2 protein-coding genes are annotated in these 1,343 nt (G+C 59.6%); both read left to right on the forward strand.

Features of this window, described 5'->3' with window-relative positions; genetic code table 11:
• Positions 1 to 267 (forward strand): hypothetical protein (locus tag GPL81_RS31300; RefSeq protein WP_218585678.1); only part of this gene is annotated, 267 nt, incomplete at its 5' end.
• Positions 264 to 1,343, forward strand: a 1,080-nt coding sequence (locus tag GPL81_RS31010) for an aminotransferase-like domain-containing protein (RefSeq protein ID WP_160109881.1), incomplete at its 3' end; no start/stop codon positions are given. The genes GPL81_RS31300 and GPL81_RS31010, both read left to right, overlap by 4 nt.

Consider the following 1,343-nt stretch of genomic DNA (forward strand, 5'->3'; position numbering starts at 1 on the left):
GGCGATCACATCACCGCGGTGTTTCAGAGGCGCCGAAGTGATGCCATTGCCAGCAAGCCGGCTCCTACAAGCCCGGCCTGCCAGTCAGTGCCGGGTTTTTTTGTGCCTGCCAAACAGTCGAGCTTTCCGATAAAAGCAGTACAGATTTTGCTGACACTGCACTGTACGGTCGACTATTGTGGCAACTGTCCCAGTACACTTCTAAACTGTTCCGGTATCGTTTCCTACAAGAATAAAATGCCTGTGAAATCGAGTGCTGCGTCATGACCAATCTCTTGCTCTACCAACGTATTGCTCAGCAACTGGCTGAAGACATCCGCCGCGGTGTGTATCAACCTGGAGAGCGCGTGCCTTCGGTACGCAAGATGAGCTCGCAGCTCAATGTCAGCCATGCCACCGTGTTACAGGCCTATGCCAACCTCGAAGATCAGGGGTTGATCCGTGCCCGGCCGCAGTCGGGTTATTACGTGCACCAGACGCCGGCCCTGACCGCACCGACGCCGGACATTGCCCGGGTCGAGCGTCCAGGCCTGGTCACCCGCAGCAGCATCATCCAGCAAGTACTGGTCGAATCCCGCCGCGAAGGTGTGTTCCCGTTGGGCGCCGCGGTGCCGAGCGTCGACTATCTGCCGGTACGGGCACTGCATCAGCAACTGGCCAAGGTCACCCGTTTCCATAGTCCCCGTGCATTCAGCTACATGTTCAGCCCAGGCTTCGAGCCGTTGCGCCGACAAGTGGCCATCCGCATGCGCGATGCCGGGGTGGTGGTCGACCCGTCGGAAGTGGTGATCACCCACGGCTGCGTCGATGCCTTGCAAATGTCCTTGCGAGTGCTGACCCGGCCGGGCGATCTCATCGCTGCCGAATCGCCAACCTACTACGGTTTGCTGCAACTGGCGGATCTGTTGGGGCTCAAGGTCATCGAGATCCCCAGCGATCCCTCTACCGGCATGAGCCTCGAAGCCCTGCAACTGGCCGCCAACCAATGGTCGATCAAGGCGCTGGTGCTGACCACGCGCCTGAGCAATCCATTGGGCGGCACCATGCCCGAAGAGCGGCAGAAACAATTGCTGCGCCTGGCGTCGGATTTCGACATTCAGGTGGTCGAGGACGACATCTACGGCGAGCTGATGTTCGAGCAGGGACGCACCAAGGCGCTCAAGGCCTACGACCGGCTGGACCGGGTGATCTATTGCTCGAGCTTCTCCAAAACCCTGTCGCCCGGTGTGCGGATCGGCTGGATGATTGCCGGCAAGTATCAACAGGAAATTCAGCGCTTGCAGACCTTCAGCACCCATTCGGCCTGCAGCGTCACGCAGATGGGCATGGCCGCTTATCTGGAG

Origin of the sequence: Pseudomonas izuensis, from assembly GCF_009861505.1 — a bacterium.
Lineage (GTDB): Bacteria > Pseudomonadota > Gammaproteobacteria > Pseudomonadales > Pseudomonadaceae > Aquipseudomonas > Aquipseudomonas izuensis.